General features: G+C 71.6%; 21 protein-coding genes. 8 read left to right on the top strand and 13 right to left on the bottom strand.

Annotation, left to right across the window (positions count from 1 at the left end):
- Positions 1-30: 30 nt before the first annotated feature.
- From I7X39_RS23650 to I7X39_RS05790, 3 genes are read left to right on the top strand one after another with little or no spacing between them, the layout of a single operon-like run.
- Positions 31-2,217 carry an MFS transporter gene (locus I7X39_RS23650; protein WP_198110036.1) on the top strand — a complete coding sequence of 729 codons (2,187 nt, stop codon included), beginning with the start codon at positions 31-33 and terminating at the stop codon, positions 2,215-2,217.
- Entirely contained in the window at positions 2,214-3,209 is a 996-nt protein-coding gene (locus I7X39_RS05795; RefSeq protein ID WP_198110035.1) for an ABC transporter substrate-binding protein, read from the top strand. The genes I7X39_RS23650 and I7X39_RS05795 overlap by 4 nt, the downstream gene beginning before the upstream one ends.
- Positions 3,199-3,879, top strand: a complete 681-nt coding sequence (locus I7X39_RS05790; RefSeq protein WP_198110034.1) for a GNAT family N-acetyltransferase — start codon at positions 3,199-3,201, stop codon at positions 3,877-3,879. The genes I7X39_RS05795 and I7X39_RS05790 overlap by 11 nt, the downstream gene beginning before the upstream one ends.
- A gap of 16 nt (positions 3,880-3,895) precedes the next feature.
- Here I7X39_RS05790 and I7X39_RS05785 read toward each other — a convergent pair whose 3' ends face one another.
- Both I7X39_RS05785 and I7X39_RS05780 read right to left on the bottom strand, forming a co-directional pair.
- Positions 3,896-4,690, bottom strand: coding sequence for a substrate-binding periplasmic protein (locus tag I7X39_RS05785; RefSeq protein WP_198110033.1), 795 nt, complete (start codon positions 4,688-4,690; stop codon positions 3,896-3,898).
- The gene (locus tag I7X39_RS05780) at positions 4,687-5,508 is read right to left on the bottom strand and encodes a substrate-binding periplasmic protein (RefSeq protein ID WP_198110032.1); all 822 of its coding nucleotides are present in this window, start codon (positions 5,506-5,508) and stop codon (positions 4,687-4,689) included. The genes I7X39_RS05785 and I7X39_RS05780 overlap by 4 nt, the downstream gene beginning before the upstream one ends.
- Before the next feature lie 122 nt (positions 5,509-5,630).
- Between I7X39_RS05780 and I7X39_RS05775 the strand changes: the two genes are divergently transcribed.
- Genes I7X39_RS05775 through I7X39_RS05760 form a run of 4 tightly spaced genes read left to right on the top strand, consistent with a single transcriptional unit; the run spans position 5,631 to position 10,546 of the window.
- Positions 5,631-6,626 (top strand): GGDEF domain-containing response regulator, encoded by a 996-nt coding sequence (locus tag I7X39_RS05775; protein ID WP_198110031.1) that lies wholly within the window; start codon positions 5,631-5,633, stop codon positions 6,624-6,626.
- On the top strand, positions 6,616-7,572 hold the full coding sequence (gene phnD / locus I7X39_RS05770; protein ID WP_198110030.1) for a phosphate/phosphite/phosphonate ABC transporter substrate-binding protein: 957 nt from the start codon (positions 6,616-6,618) through the stop codon (positions 7,570-7,572). The genes I7X39_RS05775 and phnD overlap by 11 nt, the downstream gene beginning before the upstream one ends.
- Positions 7,573-7,583: 11 nt before the next feature.
- Positions 7,584-9,743, top strand: a complete 2,160-nt coding sequence (locus tag I7X39_RS23800) for an ATP-binding protein (RefSeq protein WP_198110029.1) — start codon at positions 7,584-7,586, stop codon at positions 9,741-9,743.
- Between the two features lie 17 nt (positions 9,744-9,760).
- On the top strand, positions 9,761-10,546 hold the full coding sequence (locus I7X39_RS05760; RefSeq protein WP_198110028.1) for an NRDE family protein: 786 nt from the start codon (positions 9,761-9,763) through the stop codon (positions 10,544-10,546).
- Here the strand turns inward: I7X39_RS05760 and I7X39_RS05755 are convergent.
- Positions 10,507-11,565, bottom strand: coding sequence for an RNA methyltransferase (locus tag I7X39_RS05755; protein WP_198110027.1), 1,059 nt, complete (start codon positions 11,563-11,565; stop codon positions 10,507-10,509). The genes I7X39_RS05760 and I7X39_RS05755 overlap by 40 nt on opposite strands.
- A 121-nt stretch (positions 11,566-11,686) precedes the next feature.
- Between I7X39_RS05755 and I7X39_RS05750 the strand changes: the two genes are divergently transcribed.
- A complete protein-coding gene (locus tag I7X39_RS05750; RefSeq protein ID WP_198110026.1) occupies positions 11,687-12,205 on the top strand; it encodes an SLOG cluster 4 domain-containing protein in 519 nt (172 codons plus the stop codon).
- Here I7X39_RS05750 and I7X39_RS05745 read toward each other — a convergent pair.
- From I7X39_RS05745 to I7X39_RS05700, 10 genes are read right to left on the bottom strand one after another with little or no spacing between them, the layout of a single operon-like run.
- The gene (locus I7X39_RS05745; RefSeq protein WP_198110025.1) at positions 12,202-12,897 is read right to left on the bottom strand and encodes a glycosyltransferase family 2 protein; all 696 of its coding nucleotides are present in this window, start codon (positions 12,895-12,897) and stop codon (positions 12,202-12,204) included. The genes I7X39_RS05750 and I7X39_RS05745 overlap by 4 nt on opposite strands.
- Before the next feature lie 13 nt (positions 12,898-12,910).
- Entirely contained in the window at positions 12,911-13,651 is a 741-nt protein-coding gene (locus I7X39_RS05740; RefSeq protein ID WP_198110024.1) for a DUF5672 family protein, read from the bottom strand.
- Positions 13,648-14,538, bottom strand: coding sequence for an NAD-dependent epimerase/dehydratase family protein (locus I7X39_RS05735; RefSeq protein WP_198110023.1), 891 nt, complete (start codon positions 14,536-14,538; stop codon positions 13,648-13,650). Before I7X39_RS05735 ends, I7X39_RS05740 begins: the two co-directional genes overlap by 4 nt.
- Entirely contained in the window at positions 14,535-15,074 is a 540-nt protein-coding gene (gene rfbC, locus I7X39_RS05730; RefSeq protein WP_198110022.1) for a dTDP-4-dehydrorhamnose 3,5-epimerase, read from the bottom strand. Before rfbC ends, I7X39_RS05735 begins: the two co-directional genes overlap by 4 nt.
- Positions 15,075-15,076: 2 nt before the next feature.
- The gene (rfbH, locus tag I7X39_RS05725) at positions 15,077-16,396 is read right to left on the bottom strand and encodes a lipopolysaccharide biosynthesis protein RfbH (RefSeq protein WP_198110021.1); all 1,320 of its coding nucleotides are present in this window, start codon (positions 16,394-16,396) and stop codon (positions 15,077-15,079) included.
- A complete protein-coding gene (gene rfbG / locus I7X39_RS05720) occupies positions 16,380-17,450 on the bottom strand; it encodes a CDP-glucose 4,6-dehydratase (RefSeq protein WP_198110020.1) in 1,071 nt (356 codons plus the stop codon). Before rfbG ends, rfbH begins: the two co-directional genes overlap by 17 nt.
- Entirely contained in the window at positions 17,447-18,220 is a 774-nt protein-coding gene (gene rfbF, locus I7X39_RS05715) for a glucose-1-phosphate cytidylyltransferase (protein ID WP_198110019.1), read from the bottom strand. Before rfbF ends, rfbG begins: the two co-directional genes overlap by 4 nt.
- A complete protein-coding gene (locus tag I7X39_RS05710; protein ID WP_198110018.1) occupies positions 18,217-19,224 on the bottom strand; it encodes a 2Fe-2S iron-sulfur cluster-binding protein in 1,008 nt (335 codons plus the stop codon). Before I7X39_RS05710 ends, rfbF begins: the two co-directional genes overlap by 4 nt.
- The gene (locus I7X39_RS05705) at positions 19,221-20,288 is read right to left on the bottom strand and encodes a glycosyltransferase family protein (RefSeq protein WP_198110017.1); all 1,068 of its coding nucleotides are present in this window, start codon (positions 20,286-20,288) and stop codon (positions 19,221-19,223) included. The genes I7X39_RS05710 and I7X39_RS05705 overlap by 4 nt, the downstream gene beginning before the upstream one ends.
- Positions 20,288-21,457, bottom strand: coding sequence for a glycosyltransferase family 4 protein (locus I7X39_RS05700; RefSeq protein ID WP_198110016.1), 1,170 nt, complete (start codon positions 21,455-21,457; stop codon positions 20,288-20,290). Before I7X39_RS05700 ends, I7X39_RS05705 begins: the two co-directional genes overlap by 1 nt.
- Positions 21,458-21,625: the final 168 nt, after the last annotated feature.

Raw genomic sequence — 21,625 nt, 5'->3', positions numbered from 1 at the left:
TCCAACGCCCCGCAAGAACCCTCGCCCTCGATGCCTTCCTGGCTCCGCCACGCCGCGGTGGCGGCGCTGGTGTGCGCGCTGGGCCTGGCGCTGTGCGGCTGGCTCAGCCTGTTGAAGCTGGAACGCGCGCTGGAAGCCGCGGCGCAGGCCCGCATGGGCGTGCCGGCGGCGGCGCTGCGCGAGGGCCTGCAGGCCACGCTGGCGCTGGGTCTGCCGCTGGAATCGGCCGCCGCGGTGCCGGACCTGCTGGTGCGCGAGCGCCGGGCCGATGCAGCCATCACCGCGCTGCATGTGCTGGACGCCGGCGGGCGCGTGCTGTTCAGCACCGAGGCCGCGCGGCTGGGCCAGGCCTGGCAGGCCGGCGCCGCGGCTGTGCGCGCCGAGACCCTGCGCACCGCCTTTGATCTGCCCGTGGGCCAGGTGCTGGTGGTGTACGGCCTGGCGGCGGAACGCCAGGCCCTGGCGGGCCTGCGCGCCCAGCTGCTGCAGGTGGGCCTGCTGGCCACGCTGGTGGGCACCTTGCTCAGCCTCGTCTTTAGCTGGCTGCCGCGCCTGCAAAGCTGGGCCGTGCCGGCCGGCCTGCTGGCCGCGCTGCTGCTGGCCTATGGCCTGAACCAGCGCGCCGTGCAGGCCACGCTGATGCCGGCGCTGGAGCGCAAGGCCGAGGTGGTGGGGGCTTCGGTGGCGCAGCTGGTGGGCAAGGCCTTGCAGCACGGCATGGCGCTGCCCGAGCTCGTGGGGGTGGAGGACTACCTGGCCGCGCAGCGCGAGCAGCACCCCGAGCTGGCCTGGCTGGGCCTGCGCGATGCCCAGGGCGTGCTGCGTTTCGAAAGCGGCAGCGCCGTGGCACAGCCGGCGCAGGTGGTGGGTATCGAAGCGGGCGGGCAGCGCCTGGGTCAGGTGGAAGTGCACGTGAGCCCCGAGCCGCTGCAGCGCACGCTGCGCGAGCTGTTGCTGGACCTGGCCGTGGTGGCCGTGGTGGCCGCCTTCGTGGTGCGCGAGCTGCAGCGTGCGGCGCTGGCACGCCAGGCGGTGGGCGATGGCCAGGTGCTGGCGCGCCTGCGCCTGCCGCTGCTGCTCTTCATGCTGGCCGAGGAGTTCACGCGCGCCTTTTTGCCCGGCTTTGCGCGCAGCCTGGGCGAGGGTGGCTCGCACTGGGTGGCGGGCCTGCCCATCGTCGTCTTCATGCTGATGGTGGCGCTGGGCCAGCCGGGTCTCGGCCGCTGGAGCGAGCGCCTGGGCCGGCGGCGCGCGCTGGCCAGCGGCGCGGCGCTGGGCGCGCTGGCCCTGCTGGGCGCGGCGCTGGCGCCCAGCACCGCGGCGCTGCTGCTGTGGCGCGCGCTGGGGGGCCTGGCCTTTGCGCTGGTGTTCGTGGCCGGGCAGGGCCTGGTGGTGGCGCACAGCAGCGCGCCAGAGCGAACGCGCGCCTTTGCCGGGTTTGTCAGCGCCATCATGGTGGCGGGCGTGTGCGGGCCGCCGCTGGGCGGCCTGGCGGCCGATTACCTGGGGCCGCGCGGCGCCTTTGCGCTGGCGGCGCTGTGGGCGCTGCTGGCCTGGGTGGCCTGCCTCGGCCTGCCGCGCGAACCGGGGCAGGCGCCGGCCGGCGCGCCGCTGTCGCTCGGTGATCTCGGCCGCCTGCTGCGCCAGCCGGGCTTTCGCGGCATCAGCCTGGCCGCGGCGCTGCCAGCCAAGCTGCTGCTGGCGGGCGGCTGCTTCTACCTGGTGCCGCTGCTGCTGGCGGCCCGGGGCGAAACGGCCGCCGCCGCCGGGCGGGCGCAGATGCTGTACGCGCTGTGCCTGCTGGCCACGCTGCCGCTGGGCACGCGCGCGGCCGAGCGCGGCTGGCCGCTGGGCCGGCTGGTGGGGCTGGGCCTGCTGTTGTCCACCGTGGGCGCGCTGGCCCTGCTGGCGGGCGGCGGCCTGTGGCCGGTGATGGCGGCGATGGCCGTGCTGGGCGCGGGGCAGGGGGTGTCGATCGCTGCGCAGAGCAGCTGGCTGGCGCAGCTGTGCGCGGCCGAGCTGCAGGCCCATGGGCCGGGCGCCGTGTACGGCTTCTACCGCCTGCTGGAGCGCCTGGGCAATGCGCTGGGCCCGCTGGCGGCCGCGGCCCTGGTGGGGCCCTGGGGCCTGGGTGGTGCCTATCTGGGGCTGGCGGCGCTGGTGCTGCTGGCGGGGGCCTGGGTGCTGGCGCGTGCCGGCCGTTGGGAGCGGGCATGAAGGCGCGCGCCCGTCTGCTCTGGCCCCTGCTGCCGGCGCTGGCCCAGGCGGCCAAGCCCTGGCGCATCTGGCTCGTTACCTACCGCGGCTGGACGGATGTGGAGCAGGGCTTCGTCGAGCACTTCAAATCCCGCGGCCTGGCGGCCGAGTTCACGCACCGCGACATCGCGCTCGACCCCGCGCGCCTGCCCGCGGTGGTGGCCGAGATCCGCGCCGCGCGGCCGGACCTGGTGCACTGCTGGGGCTCGCCCGTGACCCTGGGTGTGGCCGGGCCCTGGAAGGGGGCGGACCCGGCGCGCCATCTGGTGGAAGTGCCGATCGTCTTCAGCCTGGTGGCTTCGCCGGTGGGGGCGCGCATCGTGCCCAGCCTGGCCAGTTCGGGCCGCAAACTGACGGGCGTGAGCCATCTGCCACCGGTGACGGCGCAGCTCGGCCTGTTGAGCTCCTACCGGGCCGTGCGCCGCATCGGCGCGCTCTACAGCGCCAACGAACCCAATTCGCGCGCCGTGCTGGACGAGCTGGCCCTGCGGGCAGCCGCGCGCGGCATCGAGCTCATCAGCCGCCCGCTTTCCAGCGACGGCGCCGGCAAGCCCCTGGCCGCCAGCGCTCCCGGTCTGCTGGCCGAGCTGCAGCACGCCGGCGCCGAATGGCTCTACCTGCCGCCCGATTCCTTTCTGACCACCCAGCTCAAGGCCGTGGTGCTGCCGGCGGCCGAGGCCCTGCGCCTGCCCAGCCTGGCCAGCACCGAGCAGCAGGTGGCGGCCGGTGCGCTCTTGGGCCTGGTGAGCCGCTACCGCAGCGTGGGCCAGTTCGCCGCCTACAAGGCCGAGCAGATCCTGCGCGAGGGCCGCGCGCCGGCCAGCCTGCCCATCGAAACCCTGAGCCGCTTTGCGCTGCAGCTGCGCATGCCGCTGGCGCGGCGCCTGAAGCTGCTGCCGCCGCTGAGCCTGGTGCATCACGCCGAGCTGCTGGAGGAAGACCTTGACGCCTGAAGCCGCCCTGGAGCTGCCGCCCGGTTGCCAGCTGCGCGTGGCCCAGGCCGGCGATGTGCCGGCGCTACACGGGCTGCACGAGGCCGTGCTGGCCGCACTGCCCGACCCCAGCCTGTTCCGCCTGTTCGGCGGCGCCGAATCCTTCTTCCAGACCCATTGTGGGCAGCGGGGCGAGAGCTGGGTGGTGGCGCAGGGCGGCCAGCTGCTGGGCTATGCCGCGCTGACGCTGCCGCTGGCCGAGGACGCCGACAACTACGCGCTCAACCTGGGCTGGCCGGCCGAGCGCGCGCGCAGCGTGGGCCTGCTCTCGGCCGCCATGGTGCGGCCGAGTCAGCGCCAGCAGGGCCTGCACCGGGCCCTGATCCGGCAGCGGCTGCTGCGCGCGCAGGCCTTGGGCCTGCCCGAGCTGCTGGCGCGGGCGGCGCCGGGCAATGCACTGTCGCGCCAGGGCCTGATGAGCCAGGGCCTGGCCATCGTCTGGCTGGGTGAGCAGGCCGGTGGCCTGCAGCGCCATGTGTACTGGCGGCGCAGCCCGGCGCCGGTGGCGGGGCGGGTGGCGATCTGGCTGGCGGCCGACGACGCGGTGGGCCAGCAGGCCGCCCTGGCCCAGGGTTGGCTGGGGCTGCGCAGCGGCGCGGGCCGCATCGGTTACGGCCCCGCAGACATCTAACGACGCCTGACGACTCCTAACGCGCCCTCATGGCGCCATCGAGCGCCTGCGGCGGGTAAGCCAGGCTCAGGGCGCGCCAGACGGCGCCGCTGCGTTCGGCCTCCTGCAGCATCTGGCGCAGCAGGTCGCGGTCGGCCGGGCTGAGCGATTGCTTCGAAAGGTAAATGCCGGCCTCGCGCCAGGGCAGGTCGTCCAGCGGCTCCACGCGCAGGTGGGCGTCCAGGGACTTGCCACCGGGGGGCGCCACGCCGTAGATGTTGGTCGGGGCCAGAACGGCCAGGTCGGCATGGCCTTGCTGCAGTGCGCGCAGCAGGGTGCTTACATCCGCTTCCTGTTGCAAGCGACCCTGTTCACGCAGCTGCTCCACCAGGCGCTGGTAGGGCGCGCCGAAATCGAAGCCGCGCACCACCACCACGCGCAATTCCTTGCGCGCCAGCAGCTCGGCCGCGGAGCGCAGCGGCGGGCGCGGGAACTGCAGGGAGACCGCGGCTGCGCGGCTGAGGATCAGGGGCACGAACTCGCCGTAGGCGTCGCGCCGCTCGGAGTGGGTGGCGGGCACGATCAGGTCGGCCGCACCGGTCTCGAACAGCCGCTCCAGGCGGGCGCGCGGCACGGGCTGGAACACGAAGCGGCAGCCCTGGGCGGCGCCGAGCTGCTGCAGCAGCAGCGGATAGGCGCCGCTGATCTGGTCGCCCTCAACGACCACGCTCAGCCCCACCGGCCCCACCGGCACCTGGATGGGCCGCGAGCAGCCGGCCAGCACGGACTGCGGCAGTGCGGTCAGCAGGAACAGGGCGGGCCAGAGCTTCATGGAGTGAGCGGTTCGGGCAGCGGACGATAGCCGGCCTCCAGCAGGCTGCCGCGGTAGCGCTCGCGCAGGAGCTGCCACAGGCGCTGGCGGGCCGGCAGGGCGCCCAGGGCCTGTGCCAGCAGCTGCCGGTCGGCCTCGGGCAGCCGCTCCAGCGACAAGTAGAAGCCGCTGGGGTGCCAGTCCAGGTCCTGCAGGGGCTGGGCCTGCAGCTGGCTCTGCAAGCCGCGCAGCTCGGGCATCTGCATCAGCTGGCCCTGCACGATGACGGGGTTCATCAGCGCCGCATCCGCCAGGCCTTCGCGCAGCGCGCGCACCACGCCGCCGGTGTCGGCCTCCACCACCAGCCGGCCCTGGGCGCGCAGTTGCTCCAGCAGTTCCAGGTAGGCGGTGCCGTTGTCCACGCCGCGCAGCACCACCACGCGCAGATTGCTGTCCTTCAGCAGGCTGGCGCGGTTCTGCACGGCCGCGGGCAGCGGCCGCAGCGCCACCAGGGTGGGGCGCACCTGCAGCAGGGCCACATGCTGGCCGAAGGGGTCGCGGCGTTCGGTGCGCTGGGCCGGCAGCATCACGTCAGCGCGGCGCGCCAGGAACAGCATTTCCTGGCGGGCGCGCGGCACGGCCTCGAAGAGGAACTGGCAGCCCCGGGCACGGCCCACCTCCTGCAGCAGCTCGACGAAGGCACCGCCGATCTGGCCCTGATCCACCGTGACCATCAGGCCGATCGGGGCGACCGGCACCTCCAGCGGGCGCGAACAGCCGGCCTGGGCGCCGAGGCTGGCGCCAAGCATCAGGGTGGCAAGCGGGGCGAGTAAGTTCATGGGTGGATTCCGAGCCGCCCATTTGAACGTGGCGGCCGGCGGCCGGCACGTCGAAATGGCTAGGGTTTCCATCGGCATGCTGCCGCAGGCCCTGGGGCACAGTGGTGCCGGAGGGGGATGCAATGACCAGCGATGTGGTGCTCTGTGTGGATGACGACCACACCGTGCTGCGCAGCCTGCGCAGCCTGCTGGTGGCGCGGCTGGAGCCGGGCACGCGGGTCGAGATTGCCGAGAGCGGGGCCGAGGCGCTCGAAATCCTGGAGGAGCTCGACGCCGAGGGCCTGGCCTGCAGCGTACTGCTGTCGGACTTCATCATGCCCGGCATGCGCGGCGACGAGCTGCTGGTGCAGGTGCACCAGCGCTGGCCGCACACGCTGAACGTGATGCTGACCGGGCAAAGTGATCTGGAAGGCGTGAAGCGCTCGATCAACGAGGCGGCGCTGTACCGCTTCATCGAGAAGCCCTTCGACAACGAAGACCTGGTGCTGACGCTGCAGACCGCACGCCACGCCTACCGCCAGGGCCGCGAGCTGGCCCTGCGCAATGCCGAGCTCTTGCGCCTGAACCGCGAACTGGAAGCCAAGGTGGCCGAGCGCACGGCGCAGCTGGAGACGGCGAACCGGGAGCTGCAGAGGCTCTCCAGCACCGATGCGCTGACCGGCCTGGCCAACCGCCGCCGGCTGGACGAGGCGCTGGAGCAGGAATGGCGGCGCTCCGGCCGCGCCGAGCATGCGCTGGCGCTGATCCTGCTGGACATCGATCACTTCAAGCGCGTGAACGACGAGCACGGCCACCCGGTGGGCGATCAGGTGCTGACGGAGCTCGCGCACCTGCTGCGCCAGGGGGTGCGGGGCACCGATCTGGTGGGGCGCTGGGGCGGCGAGGAGTTCCTGATCCTCTGCCCTGACACCGGCCCGGCCGGCGCGCTGGCCCTGGCGGAGAAGCTGCGCGAGAGCATTGCGGCGCATGCCTTTCCGGTGGTAGGCCACAAGACCAGCAGCTTCGGCGTGGCCACCCTGCGGCCCAGCGATGAGGTGCCGGCCCTGCTGGCGCGTGCCGACGCGGCGCTGTACCGCAGCAAGCACGAGGGCCGCAACCGGGTCAGCCATGAGGCCTGAAGCGCTGACGCGCCGCACGCTGCTGGCGCTGGGCTTGGCCCCGCTGGGCGTGCAGGGCGCCGACTGCCCGCCCGCCGCCCGGCTCGGGCCCGGCCTGTGCGATGCCAACGGCGACCTGCAGGCCGACGCCCCGGCGGACCCGCGCCAATGGATCGACCCCGACCCGCTGGTGATGGCCGATGTGCCGACCTCGGACATGACCGCCCGCGCCGCCCGTGCCGAACCCTTTCGCCAGCACCTGGAGCGCCAGCTGCAGCGTCGCGTCAGCTATTTCATTGCGCGGGATTACGCCGACCTCATCACCGCCTTCCACGCCCAGCGCGTGCACCTGCTGAACGTGCACACCGGCTCGGTGGAGCAGGAGGTGGTGTGCGGCGGCTACGTGCCGATCGCGCAGCCGATTGAGCCCGATGGCGAGCTGGCCGGCTACCGCATGGAAATCGTCGTGCCGGCGGACTCGCCGCTGCGCCGCGTGGAAGACCTGAAGGCGCGCACCCTGACCCTGGTGGACGAGCGCTCGGCCAGCGGCTACAAGCTGCCGCGCGCCTTGCTGGAGCGTGAGTTCCGCATGCGCGCCGGGCGCGAGTACCAGGTCAACTTCAGCGGCCGGCATGACAACTCCATCATGGGCGTCGCCAATGGCCTGTACGAGGCCGCGGCCGTGGGCAGCGCCGTGCGCACCGACCTGCTGCGCCAGAAGCTGCTGGACCCCGACAGCCTGCGCGTGATCTACACCTCGCCCCTGCTGCCGCACTCGCCCTGGGGCGTGAGCCACCGCCTGCACCCGCAGCTGGTGGAGCAATTGCGCAAGGCCCTGGTGGCCTACGACGGCCCGGACCATGTGCTGCAGTCGGGTTCGCGCTTCCGCGCGGCGGACTACCGGCGCGACTGGGGCTTCATGCGCGAGCTCAACCGCAGCGTGGGCGAGCAGCCGAGCTGTCGCTGACCGACCCCGCCGTGCGCCCGCCCCGCTTCGATCTGCACCCCCTGGGCCTGCGCGCCCAGCTGCTCACCATCCTGCTGCTGATCGCCAGCCTGGCGGCCGTGATCGCCCTGGTGCTGCTGCATGCGCTGGGCCAGGTGGAGACGGCCCTGACGCGCATCACCGGCGTGGACCTGAACCGCTTCGAGCTTTCGCAGCGCATGGCCACGCAGGCGCAGAACGTCGTGGCCCAGGTGCCCACGCTGACCCGGGCCGGCTCGGAAGCCGCCATCGACAGCGCCGGCGTGCGGCTGGAGCAGGACCTGAACGACCTGACCAAGACCCTGCAGGCCCTGAGCGCGGCCGGCAACGCCGACCCCGAGCTGCGCACCCTGCAGGGCTTTCTGGGCAATCTGCGCAGCAACATCGCGCAGCTGCAGCAGATTGCGCGCCGCCGCCTGGTGCTGGAGCAGAGCCAGGCCGGCGCCACGCGGCGCCTGGAGAGCCTGCGCCAGCAGCTCAGCCAGGACGACGGGCCCGGGGCGCCACTGGCCGTGCTGCGCGTGCGCCAGCGCCTGTTCGAGCTGAGCGTGGCCACGGTGACGGGCGCGCAGCTCGGCGATCCCGTCGAATTGCAGGCACTGCTGACGCGGGTGAGCGCCGAAGTGCAGGCCCTGGACCGCAGCCTGCCGAACCAGGGGCTGCCGGCCGGCTTCCGGCAGCGTGCCCACGAGCTGCTGGCCCTGCTGGGCGCGGCCGAAAACCCGTTGCGTCTGCGCCTGGAGCAGGTGCGCCTCTCCTATCTGCAAGAGACCCGGCTGTCCGTCAACGGCTCGCTGTCGGACCGTTTCCTGGCCACAGCCGCCAGCTTCAACCAAAGCACCCAGGCCTCGGTGCGCGCGCTGGGGTCGGACCTCGGCAGCCTGATCCGCCGCCAGCGCGCCGTCTCGGTATTCGCGTTCGCGGCCATGGCGCTGGGCGTGGTGGGGGTGCTCATCTACGCCAACCTCTTCATCGTGCGGCGCCTGCGCCAGCTGCTCGATGCCATCGAAGCCAGCAAGGCGGCGCCGCACACGCGCCTGCCGGCGCTGGGCCGCAACGAGATCGGTGACCTGGCGCGTGCCCTGCAGGACAACCTGGACCTGCTGGCCGGCCGCGAGGCCGCCACCCTGGCCGCCAAGGAAACCGCCGAGCAGGCTTTGGAGGGCCTGCGCCGCACTCAGAGCCAGCTGCTGCAGTCCGAAAAGATGGCCCTGCTGGGCCAGCTGGTGGCCAGCGTGGCGCACGAGATCAACACCCCGATCGCCGCCGTCAAGAGCAGCGGCAATGCCATGGCCATGGCGCTGGACCAATGGCTGAGCGGCCTGCCCGACTTGCTGCGCCAGCTGGATGCGGCCACGCTGCAGGCGTACCTGGACCTGGTGGGCCAGGTGCGCCAGGCCCGGCCCCTGGAAAGCACGCGCGCCGAACGCCAGCGCGTGCGCGAGCTGGCCGCGGCGCTGCAGGCCGAGGGCGTGGCCAGCAGCCACTGGATGGCCGGGCGCCTGGTGCAGATCAACCCCGCGCTGGAGCTGGGGCCCGTGCTGCCGCTGTGCCGCCACCCGCTGGCCGCCCATGTGCTGGACAGCGCGGCCGCCCTGGCCACCCTGCTCAGTGGCGCGCAGAACATCAACACGGCGGTGGAGCAGGTGGCCAAGATCGTGTTCGCGCTGAAGAGCTATTCCCGCGTGAGCGGCGAGGCGCCGCGCGTGCTGGCCGATGTGCGCGAGGGCCTTGAGACCGTGCTGACCCTGTATCACAACCGCATCAAGCGCGGCGTGGAGCTGGTGCGCCACTTCGAGCCCGTGCCGCCGCTGCATTGCTGGCCCGATGAGCTCAACCAGGTCTGGACCAATCTGATCCACAACGCGCTGCAGGCCATGCAGGACCGCGGCCGGCTGGAGCTCGGGCTGGGCCTGCAGGGCGAGCACCTGCTGGTGCGCATCCGCGACAGCGGTCCGGGCATCCCGCCCGAGTTGCACCAGCGCATCTTCGAACCCTTCTTCACCACCAAGGCCAGTGGCGAGGGCAGCGGGCTCGGGCTGGACATCGTGCGCCGCATCGTCGACAAGCATGGCGGCCGCATCGAGGTGGACAGCCGGCCCGGCGAGGGCGCCGAGTTCCGCGTCTACCTGCCGCTGCGGCCCGCGGCCTGACACCGGCGCGCCGAAACATGTGCCTGGCCGCCTTCGCCCTGACCTGCCACCCCCGCTACCCCTGGGTGCTGGCCGCCAACCGCGACGAGTTCCATGCCCGCCCCAGCGCGCCGCTGGGCTGGTGGGTTGACACCCCGCTGCTGGGCGGGCGCGACCTGCAGGCCGGCGGCAGTTGGCTGGCCCTGCACCGCAGCGGCCGCCTGGCGCTGGTGACCAATGTGCGCGAACCCCAGGTGGCGCCGCCGCCCGCTGCACGCTCGCGTGGTGAGCTGGTGCTGGAGGCGCTGCAACGGCCCGCCCAGGCGCTGGACGAACTGCGCCAGGTGCCGCGGGCCGGCTTCAACCTGCTCTGGGCCGACCTGCCGGCCGGCCAGGCGCATTGGCTCAGCAACCGCGCCGAGGGCGGGGCGCTGGCGCCGGGGCTGCATGGGCTTTCCAACGCCGCGCTGAACACGCCCTGGCCCAAGCTGCAGCGCCTGCGCGGACAGCTGGAGCAGGCCTTGCAGACCGAGCCCGAACCGGCGCGCCTGCTGGAAGCCTTGCTCGCCGCCCTGGCCGACCGCCAGCCCGCGCCCGATGCCGAGCTGTCCGACACCGGCGTGGGCCGGCTGCGCGAGCGCCAGCTCTCCAGCGCCTTCGTGCACATCGCCGGGCCCGATGGCCAGGGGGTCTATGGCACGCGCTGCAGCACCGTGGTGCTGGCCGAACGCACGGCCGCGGGCCTGCGCCTGTGGGTGCACGAGCGCCGCTTTGGCGCCCACGCTCAGGTCGAAGGCGACACGGCGCTCGACTTTGTCCTCTGAAATTTGACGGGCCGCTCGGCCTGGATGCGCGCGCGCAGCTGGCCGCAGCCGCCCTCCACATCCTGGCCGGCGGAATCGCGCAGCTTGGTCAGGATGCCGCGCTGGTGCAGGCGGCGCAGCAGGGCGCGGCTCTTCTCGGGGTCGGGGCGGCGGAAGGGCAGGCCCTCGACCTGGTTGTAGGGGATCAGGTTCAGCACCCCGAAGCGGCCGGTCAGCAGCTCGACGATGGCGTCCTCTTCTTCGTCGTTCACGCCGTCCAGCAGCGTCCACTGGTACTGCACCGGGTAGCCGCTGGCGCGCGCGTAGGCCTCGGCCTGCTCCACCAGCCACTGCGGGCTCAGGCGCGGCGCGCGCGGCAGCAGCTGTTCGCGCAGCTCGGCCTTGGTGGTGTGCAGCGAAAGCGCCAGCGCCGGCTTCACCACGCCTTGCGCCAGGCGCTCGAAGGCGCGCTCGTCGCCCACCGTGCTGAACACCAGGTTCTTGTGGCCGATGCCGCCTTCCTGGCCCAGCACCTGGATGGCCTGCAGCACCACCTCGAGGTTGTGCGAGGGCTCGCCCATGCCCATGAAGACCACCTTGTTCACCGGCCGCAGCGTGCGCGCCAGCGCCACCTGAGCCAGGATCTCGGCGCTCCCGAGCTGGCGGATCAGGCCGCCGGTGCCCGTCATGCAAAAGCCGCAGCCCACCGCGCAGCCCACCTGGCTGGAGACACACAGGCCCCAGGCCTTGCTGCGCTCAGGCAGCAGCACGGCCTCGACCGACTGGCCGTCGCGCAGCGTCAGCAGCAGGCGCTCGGAGCCATCGCCGGCCGGCTCGCGCGTGTGCAGCTGCACCAGGCCCTGCCACTCGGCCATCAGGGCGGGCAGGGCCTCGAACAGGGGCTTGGGCAGGAATTGGTCCAGCGGCCGGCGGCCTTGCGTGAGCGGGATGGCCTGCAGCCAATGGCGCAGCACACGGGCGCGGTGGAGGGGGCGGGCGCCCAGGGCGTCGAGCGCCTGGGCGATGTCGTCGAACTGCATGGGGGGATTGTCGTAGGCCGCCATCCCCGGGCACAGGGGCCGGTTCGGCATGCCGAAAGGCTGGCGCTGCCGCCTCTGGCAAGCTGGCCGTCGCCTTCCCCAAGCTTCAGGAACCAGACCGATGCCACTCCCCTTCCGTGCCCCCCAGGTCAGCGTACTCGGCAGTGCCGAACCCGGTTCCCCGGCCTACGAGCGCGCCGCCGAGGCCGGTGCGCTGCTGGCCGCGCTGGGCATCACCGTCGTCAGCGGCTGCGGCAGCCCTGCCACCCGCGTGGCCGCCCAGCGGGCGGTGGAGGCCGGCGGCACCGTGCTCAGCATCGTGCCGCAGGGCACCATGCCCGAGCCCGACTGGCCCGCCACCGTGGTGGTGCCCTGCGGCATGGGCGATGCGCGCAACCTGCTGATGGCGCTTTCGGGCGATGCCTGCATCGTCATCGGCGGCCGGGCGGGCACGATCTCCGAGGTCTGCCTGGCCTGGCTGCACCGCCGCCCGCTGCTGCCCCTGGTGGGCTGCGGCGGCTGGTCCGAGCGCCTGCCCGACCAGCCGCCGGACGAGCGCGGCAATTCACCCATCCTGCCGTGGTCCAGCGCCGCGGAGCTGCGCGCGCAGTTGCAGACGCTGGGCCTGGTGCGGACTTAAGTGCTGACGGGCGCGGCCCCCACCTCGGTCCAGCCAAAACGCACCAGGTTCTTCGCCTTCGGCCACCCGATCGCCGCCTTGTACTGAATCAGCGCCTGGTTGCGCTTCGTGTCGCGGCTCATGCCCTGCGTCTGCAGCTCCATCTGCTCGAAGGCCATGTCGGTGAGCAGCACCTCGGGGCCGACCTGCTGGCGCCAGAGCTGGCGGAACAGCACGTCCTCGAAGCCGTAGTGGCCGGAGAAGTCTTCGTCGTAGCCGCCGGTGCGGAAGAAGCCCTGGCGGCGGATCAGGAAGCTGTTGATGTGCGGCTCCAGCTCCTGGCCCTGGAAGACGCGGCGGAACACGTACAGCGTGCGCGGGTTCAGGCGGCCCAGCACGCCCACCAGGCGAGCCAGGTCCGCCGGGGCCAGCACGTTGTCGACATCGAAGTACAGCAGCCAGGGCGAGTCGGACTGCAGGGCGGCCAGGTTGCGGCAGCCGGGCATGTTCCAGGGGATGTCGTCGTCGACCCGGAAGAGGCGCAGGTTGAGGTCGCCGCGGTCTACCGTCAGCGGCTGATCCGAAAAGTCGTCGACGACGATGAACTCCAGCTCGGCGCGCAGCTCGGCCGGCAATTGGCGCCAGCCGGCCACCTGGCGGTCCACGGCGGCCTGGGCGTTGTAGACATGGGTGATCAGGCTGAGCTGGGTCATGGCGGGGCGGTCCTCAGGCGGCTTCGAGGGCGGCGGCAAAGCGCATGTAGCCGCGCGCGCGGCAATTGGCCAGCACCTGGGGCTTGACCTCGGCGTTCTTCAGCTTGGCCAGCAGGGTGCTTTGGTACTTCAGGAGCACGGATTCGTCCAGGCGCAGCGGCATCACCCAGGGGCCGTGGAAGCCAAAGGTCTCGCGCTCGTCGCCGTATTCCAGCGCGAACTCACGTGCCACCTCAATGGGCGCAAAGCGCAGGCCGCGGCTTTCGAAATGGGCGCCGTAGAGCTTGCAGATCACCACGTCCTCGGCCCCGCCGCCGCCTTCAATTTCTGGGTGGCGGCGCACGCGCACATCGGCGCATTCCAGCAGCAGCTTCTTGCTGCGGATGCAAAAGCCGCCGTTGCCGACGCGGCGGTTTTCGTCGCCCCAGATCCACGGCGCGCCGATGTAGTCGTAGTCCAGGAAGCGGTCCTGCCAGAGCTCGGGCCGGGTGGCGAAGCCGTCCCAGTGGACGATCATGATGTAGTCGGTGCGGATGAAGGGCCACAGGCACTTGAGCACGAACTCGCTGTAGGCGTCGATCGAGGGGAAGCGCTCGATGCGCACGAAGCGCTCGCCGATGTGCAGGGGCTCGGCACCGAAGAACAGGATCTCTTGCACGTCCAGGCACTCGCGCGTGCGCTCCAGCGCGTAGCGGGTCAGGGTGCGGGAGACGGGATCGGTGTCGATGCCGATCAGGGTGATGGGCAGGGTCATGGCGCCGGGGCTTGGGTGAGGGCGGCCAGCTCGCGCAGGCCGTCCCGCAGCGGGATGCGGGCCTGCCAGCCGGGCAGGGGCGGGGCGGCGTTCAGGCTGGGTTGCATCACCTCGCGGAAGCGGTAGGGGCGCGCGCCGAGCCGGGCGTGGAGGGGGCGACCGGTGGCTGCTTGCACGACCTCGATCAGGTCGACCAGGCGAATGAGCTCGCCGCTGACGGTGAACTGCTCGCGCAGCGGCTCGCTGGCTTGCAGCTGGCGCTCGCCAGCGACTTGCAAGGCGGCAGCGACATCGCAGACATGGGTCAGGCTGAGAACCTGCTGGCCGGGCGAGAGCGCCAGTTCGCGGCCGCTGTGGGCGGCGTCGATGAGGGCGCTGACCAGCTTGCCGCGCGGGTCGGCCGGGCCGTAGCTGTCGCCGAGGATCAGCGTGGTGCTGCCGATGCCGAAGGCGTCACCGTAGTAAGCCAGCGCGTTTTCGAACATCTGCTTGCTCAGCGCATAGAAGTTCGAGGGCCGCGGCGCGGCGCCTTCAAAGTGCACCCAGTGGCTGGAGCAGTTGACGAGCCGGCGCACACCGGCCTGGCGCATGGCTTCGAGCAGCTGGCAGCCGAACAGCACATTGGCTTCCAGCACCGGCTGCAGGTCCTGCGCCTGGTGCTCGGCCACGAAGCGGGTGGCGGTGTGGAACACCAGATCGGGCTGCAGTGTGGTTAGCTGCTCGGCCAGGCGATCGGGCTCGAAGGGCAGCACCTGCTCGAAATGCTCGGGGTGGGCGAGCGGCCGGCTGCCGCTGCTCAGGCCGAAGCAGCGGTGCCCGGCGCGGCTGAGCTGCGCGGCCAGTTCGGTGGCCACGAAGCCGGAGGCGCCGGTGATCAGGGCCTTCATGCGAAGGGCGAATCGAAATCGGCCAGCGCGGGATGGCGCTGGTCGCGCTCCGAAAGCACCGGCTGCGCGATCGGCCAGTCAAAGCCGAAGCTGTCCCAGCGGATGCCGGCGTCGTGCGCCGGGCTGTGCGGGCTGGAGACCTGGTAGCTCATGCAGGCCTGTTCGGAGAGCGTGAGAAAGCCATGCGCGATGCCGGCGGGCAGGTAGAGCGCCAGGCCGGTGTCGCCACTCAATTCGATGGCCTGGTGCTGGCCGTAGTGCGGCGAGCCGCGGCGCAGGTCAATGAACACATCCAGCACCCGGCCAGCCTGGCAGTGCACCAGCTTGGCGTGCTGGGCCGGGGGTATCTGGAAGTGCATGCCGCGCAGCACGCCCTGGCGCGAGACGGTGTAGAAGCTCTCGCCCTCCAGCGGCTCCATGCCGGCGGCCTCAAAGGCGGCGCGCTGGTAGGTCTTGACGAAGCAGCCGCGCGCGTCCTCGAAGCGGTCCAGATGCACCAGCTGGCAGCCGGGCAGGGCGAGCGCCTCGGTGTGCATGCTCAGAAGCCCACCCCGAGGAACTCTTCCAGCCGCGCCGCCATGAACTCCAGTTGCTCTTCACCCAGGCCCGGGTAGACGCCCAGCCAGAAGGTCTGGTTCATCACCACATCGGTATTCGTGAGGCTGCCGCTGACGCGGAAGTTGCGGCCGATCATGTAGGGCTGGCGCGTCAGGTTGCCAGCGAATAGCAGGCGCGTGCCGATCTTGTGCTGCTCCAAGTAGTTCAGCAGATCCAGGCGCTTGATGCCGCTCTCGGGCTTCAGCACCAGCGGGAAGCCGAACCAGGAGGGCTCGCTTTGCGGCGTGGCCTCGGGCAGGTGCAGGAATTCGGCGCAGCTTTGCAGGCGTTCCTTCAGCCAGGCGAAGTTGCGGCGGCGGGTGGCGATGAACTCGGGCAGGCGCTCCAGCTGGGCCAGCGCGCAGGCGGCCTGCATGTCGGTGATCTTGAGGTTGTAGCCGAGGTGCGAGTAGGTGTACTTGTGGTCGTAGCCCTCGGGCAGCTGGCCGAGCTTCCAGCAGAAGCGCTTGTTGCAGGTGTTGTCCTTGCCGGGGGCGCAGTAGCAGTCGCGGCCCCAGTCGCGGAAGGATTCAGCGATCAGGCGCAGCTCAGGGTTGTTCGTGAACACCGCGCCGCCTTCGCCCATGGTGATGTGGTGGGCGGGGTAGAAGCTCAGCGTGCCGATGTCGCCAAAGGTGCCGACCAGCTGGCCGCGGTAGGTGGCGCCCAGGGCGTCGCAGCAGTCCTCGACCAGCCACAGGCCATGCTTCTTGCACAGGGCCGTCACCACATCCAGGTTGAAGGGGTTGCCCAGGCTGTGGGCCAGCATGATGGCCTTGGTCCGGGGTGTGATGGCCGCCTCGATCAGGCTGGCGTCGATGTTGTGCGTGGCCAGGTCCACGTCCACGAAGACCGGCACAGCGCCGAACTGCAGGATCGGGTTGACGGTGGTGGGGAAGCCCGCGGCCACGCCGATCACTTCATCGCCCGGCTGGATGGCGCGCGCGCCGAGCTTGGGCGAGGTCAGCGTGGAGAAGGCGACCAGATTGGCCGACGAGCCCGAGTTCACCGTGATCAGGTGCTGCACGCCCAAGAACTCGGCCAGCTTGCGCTCGAACAGGGCGTTGAAGCGGCCGGTGGTGAGCCAGCCGTCCAGCGAGGCCTCGACCATCAGCTCCAGCTCGCGTGCGCCGATGACCTTGCCAGAGACCGGCACCGGCGATTCCCCCGGCACAAAGGGTTTGGGGGCGTGGGCGATTTCGGCGTACTGGCGCACCAGGGTGGCGATCTGCGCGCGCAGGGCTTCAGGAGAGCTCGTCATGGGTGCGTTGGTGTTCGTCAATCTGCTGCAGGCACAGGGCGCGCACATCGGCGCCGCCCCGCCAGGCTTTATGCCATTCCACGGTGCGCTGCAAGGCCTGCTGCAAGCCCCAGCGGGGCCGCCAGTTCAGGCCTTCGCGGGCCTTGGAGATGTCGAGCTTGAGGGTATGGGCCTCATGCGGGTGGCCTTCGGTTTCCAGGGTCCAGCGGGCCTCCGGCCCCCAGAGCGCGGCCAGGTGTTCGACGATCCAGCCCACGGTGCGGGCGTCGCGGTCCTCGGGGCCGAAGTTCCAGCCCTCGGCCACGCCCTGACCATCCTGCAGCAGGCGTTCGGCCAGCCGCAGGTAGCCGCTCAGGGGTTCGATCACATGCTGCCAGGGCCGCACGGCGGCGGGGCGGCGGATCAGCGCGGGCTCGCCACGCTCGAAGGCGCGCAGCAGGTCCGGCACCAGGCGGTCGGCCGCCCAGTCGCCGCCGCCGATCACATTGCCGGCACGCGCGGTGGCCAGGGCCACGCCGTGCTCGGCCAGGAAGCTGTTCCGATAGGCCGCACTGAGCAGCTCGCTGCAGGCCTTGGAGCTGCTGTAGGGGTCATGGCCGCCCATGGCCTCGTTCTCGCGGTAGCCCCAGGGCCATTCGCGGTTCTCGTAGCACTTGTCGGTGGTGACGTTGAGCACCGCGCGCACGCTGGGCGTGTGGCGCACCGCTTCGAGCAGGTGCAAAGTGCCCATCACATTGGTGGCGTAGGTGCCCACTGGGTCGGCGTAGGAGGCGCGCACCAGCGGCTGGGCGGCTAGGTGCAGCACCAGCTCCGGTTGGCAGGCCCGCACCGTGCGCAGCACGGCAGCGGCGTCGCGCAGGTCCACGCGGTTGTCGCTGGCCAGACCCTGGGCCACCTGGGCGGCCTCGAACAGGCAGGGCTCGGTGGGCGGGTCCAGCGCCAGGCCATGCACCTCGGCGCCGAGCTGCTGCAGCCACAGCGCCAGCCAGCCGCCCTTGAAGCCGGTGTGGCCAGTCAGCAGCACGCGCCGGCCGGCCCAGAAGTTGGCGTTCATGCCCAGACCTTCCAGGGCGCGCGGCCGCTGGCCCAGAGCTCTTCGAGTTGCTGCTTGTCGCGCAGGGTGTCCATCGGCAGCCAGAAGCCCTTGTGTTCATGCGCCATCAACTCGCCTTGGGCGGCCAGGCGCTGCAGCGGTTCCTGCTCCCAGATCGTGTGGTCGGCTTCGATCAGGTCGATCACCTTGGGCGAGAGAACGAAGAAGCCGCCGTTGATGACGGCGCCATCGCCCTGCGGCTTTTCGCGGAAGCTGGCCACGCGGCCCTCGCGCAGTTCCAGCGCGCCGAAGCGGCCTGGCGGGGTGGTGGCGGTCAGGGTGGCGAGCTTGCCGTGCTGGCGGTGGTAGTCGATCGTGGCGCTGATGTCCACATCACCCACGCCGTCGCCATAGGTGAAGCAGAAGGCCTCGTCGTTCTGCAGGTAGCGCGCCACGCGGCGCAGGCGGCCGCCGGTCATCGAGTCCTCGCCGGTGTCCACCAGGGTCACCGTCCAGGGCTCGGCGCGGTGCTGGTGCACGTCCATGCGGTTGCTGCGCATGTCGAAGGTGACGTCGCTCATGTGCAGGAAGTAGTTGGCGAAGTACTCCTTGATCACATAGCCCTTGTAGCCACAGCAGATGATGAAGTCGTTCACCCCGTGGTGGGAGTAGAGCTTCATGATGTGCCAGAGCATTGGCCGGCCGCCGATCTCCACCATCGGTTTGGGGCGCAGGGTGGTTTCCTCGCTCAGGCGCGAGCCCAGGCCTCCGGCCAGGATGACGGCTTTCATGGGGTGGCACTCCTTGGCGCCGAGGGCACGAAGGCATCGGCATGGAATTGGTCCGACGGCAGGCCGGCCGCCGTGAGTTGCGCGCGCGCACCGTCCACCATGGCCGGGTTGCCGCAGGCATAGACGGTGCAGTGCGCCCAGTCCGGGGCATCGGCCAGCAGCACTTGCTGTACATGGCCGCGTGGGCCGCCCCAATCCGAGCCCGCGCGCGACAGCACCGGTACGTAACGCCAGCGCGGGTGCGTGCAGGCAGGCTCCACGTACAGATCGGCCGGCTGGCGGCCGCCCCAGTAGAGCGTGACGGAGCGCGGCTGCTGCACGGCCGGCAAGGTGTCCAGCGCCTGCAACATGGCCTGCACCGGGGCGTAGCCGGTGCCGGTGGCCAGCAGGATCAGGTCCTGCCCCTCCAGCTCGCGCAGCACGAAGGTGCCGAGCGGGCCGTTCAGGCGCAGCAGGTCGTTGGGTTTGGCCTGCTCGAACCACCAGGCGCTGAACTGCCCCTCGGGCACGCGGCGGATGTGCAGCTCCAGCAGCGAACCGTTGGCGTTGGCCAGCGAGTAGCTGCGCTGCAGGCCCTGCGGGCCGATCAGGTCGACGAACTGGCCGGCCTCATGGCGCCAGGCGGCGCTGGGTGGCAGGCGCAGCTGCACGCGCAGCACGTCCTCGGCCAGGCGCTCCAGGCTGGCGATGCGGCAAGGCCAGAGCCGCGCCGGGGGCAGGGCAGGGCCGCGCAGCAGCGGCAGCTCCACCTGCACCTCGCCGCAGGCGGTGCGCACGCAGCTCAGCACCAGGCCCTCGGCGGCCTCGGCGGCGCTCAGGCCCAGCTCGGGCTGCAGGGCGCGCGTCTCGCCCGCCACCACGCGCGCGCGGCAGCTGCTGCAGCGTCCGGTGCGGCAGCTGTAGGCCACGTTCCAGCCCTGGCGCAGGGCGGCGGCGAGCAGGCTCTCGTCGGCACCGACCTCGATGCGGCGGCCGTCACGGGGGTCGATCAGCAGCGCGCTCATCCGTGCGAGGCCACGACGAATTGCGGGTTCAGGTAGAGCCGGCGCCCGGCGGCACGCAGCGCGGCGTGGAAGGGCACGTGCTCGCAGGTCTCGCGGCCCTCAGCCCAGCCGTTGTAGCGCGCGCCGTCCAGTGCGGCGGCCTTGTAGAGCCCCATGCCGCCGAAGGCGGAATCCACCGGCAGCCACCCTTGCAGCTGGCGCCAGTCCACCTGCAGATGGCTGGCCGCGAAGTGGCGCGCCAGCGGCAGACCCAGCGCGGCGTCCATCACCGCGCCCTGCTGCATGAAGTCGTAATCGCAGAGCACCGGGTGGCGCAGCGCCCAGATGTCGTAATAGGGGCCGGCATTGACCGGGAACACCGCGTCCCAGCAGGGTTCGAACTGGAAATTGCTTAGGAAGGATTCGGTGCTGGGCTGGCCCGGGCCGGCCAGGCCGTCCATGTCCAGCCAGCAGATGTAGTCGGGCTGGAGCGCACGGGCGCGGTCGAGCAGGCGGTTGCGTGCCAGCGCCAGGCGCAGGGTGCGCTGGGGCAGGGCGGCGGCCAGGCCGGGCTGCTGCAGGAGCTCGATCGGCAGGCTGGCGGCGCGCTGCGCCACGCGCTCGGGCGTGCCGTCGGTGGAGTCGTTCTCGAACACCAGCAGCTGCCAGCGTCCGAACAGCGCGCCCAGTTCGGCCACGCGGTCGATGCTGGGGTCGACCTGCGCCACGCATTGGCGCGCGCAGCCCAGGAAGACGATGTGCTTGCCCTGCAGCTGCGGCTTCAGCAGCTCCAGCGGCGTGGGCTGCAGGGTCTGCAGCAGGGCCTCGGGCTGCACCGGGCCCTGGTGGTGCAGTTCCACGCGGAACTGGTGGAAGTTCTCCGGTCGGCTCAGGCGCGCCACCCAGCCTTCCAGGCTGCGCTCCACCCGGCAGCGCAGCGGCTCCCAGGCCTGCGGGTGCAGGGCCCGGCTGGCCCAGACGGAGAGGTCCAGCACGGCATCCAGCTGCGCCGGGGGAAAGCGCAGGTGCATGGCCTCGACAAAGCCGAGGGATTCGTTTGGGAGGGTGAAGCTGAGCGAAGGCATCAGAACAGCGCCGCCAGTTCGGCCGTGACGCGGCCCCAGTTGTAGCGCTCGGCCAGGGCCTGGCGCGCGGCCTCCTGCTCGGGGCCGCGCGGCACCCGCCCTTCGGCCACGGTGCGCAGGGCCTGCACCAGGTCCTCGACCTCCGGCGCCATGAAGCGGCCCTGGCCGGCCGGGGCATTGGCCAGGCGGCCGGGGCGGCTGGCCAGGCGGTGGCCCAGGGCGGGCGGCACGAAGTCGTCGGTGGCGCCGCCGCCGGTCACGATCACCCAGGTGCCGCAGCCCATGGCTTCGAGCACCGGCAGGTTGAAGCCCTCGGCACGGTAGGGCGAGACATAGGCATCGGCCAGGCCGTAGAGGCTGCGCAGCTGGTGCAGGTTCAGGCTGCTGGAGATGACCAGGATGCCGGCCTGGATGTCGGCGCGCTGCAGCAGGGGCTCGCGCTGCATCAGCTCGCCCATCACCCGCTCCACGCCCAGGCCATACAGGCCCTTGTGGTCCTTCAGGATCAGGCGCACCGGGAAACCCTCGCTGCGCAGTTGCACATAGCCCAGCACCGCCAGTTCGACACCTTTGTTCCAGGTGCTGACGCCGACGTTGCAGAGCACGATCTCGTGCGCGGCGATGCCGACGCGCTGTCGCGCCTCGAGCCGCTCGGCCGGGCTGAGCGGCTGGAACACATCGGTCTTGTAGCCATGCGGCACCACCCGGATGGCCTCGGCCTTGAAGCCGCGCTCCACCAGGCGTTCACGCGCCCAGTGGCTGGGGGTGACGACGAAATCGTCGCCCTGGGTCAGCAGGTCGGTGTCCAGCGGCTCGGGCTCGAAGGCGAGGTCGCCCACCTCGGTGACGACGAAGGTGCCCGTGCGGCGCGCGCTGCCGGGCCGGCCCAGGCGGATCGGTGAGGCGATGCGGTAGCAGCCATCCAGCAGCTGCCCTTCGGGCGGCGGCGGCACGGCGTCGATCAGGGCCTGCTCCTCGGCGCTGAAGCCGGCGCTCAAGCTGCTGCGGCTCCAGTGCGGCAGGAAGTAGGGCGCGTCGCGGTGGTAGAGCTGCCAGCCCGGCAGCTTCAGCCACTCCAGGATCTGGTTCTGGTTGACCATGCCGATCGAGTGGTTGATACCCCGCCACCCCTCGATGCACAAGGTCTTGCTTGCCGCGCTGCCGTTCATCGGGCGCATTGTGCAGACGCCCTGACGGCCTCAAGGCTCCGAAGCGCCCCGGGTTGACCCGGCTTTCCTGCGCGGGCGCGGAAAAAAAGAAACCCCGCCGAGGCGGGGGTTCGGGGCCGGGCCCAGGGTGTGGGCCCGGCGTCGCGCAAAGGGTGCGCTGGGGTGCGC

Origin of the sequence: Inhella proteolytica, assembly GCF_016093275.1 — a bacterium.
Taxonomy (GTDB): domain Bacteria; phylum Pseudomonadota; class Gammaproteobacteria; order Burkholderiales; family Burkholderiaceae_C; genus Inhella; species Inhella proteolytica.
The sequence above is the reverse complement of the archived record's forward strand: the minus strand, read 5'-3'. Positions and strand labels throughout refer to the sequence as shown.